A 232-nucleotide genomic window follows, 5' to 3' on the forward strand; every position below is an offset into this window, starting at 1 on the left:
CAGTCTGCTGAAACTTTAAATATGAGTGTGCCTAATTTCGTTAAGAAAAAGGCACAAGGTAGTCGATTAGTCGCACCTAAATTTGATAAAGCAACGCGACAATCGATAGCCAAAGATTTAAGTAAGTTAGGTGCAAATGCGAATCAGATTGCGAAATATTGTAATCAACATCAATATGACGCACCTAACTATCCAGCGTTAGAACGTAATATCAGTGAGTTACGTGAAAGGC

At 37.9% G+C, this 232-nt stretch carries 1 protein-coding gene; it reads left to right on the forward strand.

The features are described 5' to 3' along the window. A partial coding sequence (gene mobC, locus FS641_RS17830) for a plasmid mobilization relaxosome protein MobC (RefSeq protein WP_144766314.1) occupies window positions 1-232 on the forward strand: 232 nt, incomplete at both ends.

Origin of the sequence: Curtobacterium sp. 9128, assembly GCF_007673775.1 — a bacterium.
In the GTDB taxonomy this organism is placed as follows: Bacteria; Actinomycetota; Actinomycetes; order Actinomycetales; family Microbacteriaceae; genus Curtobacterium.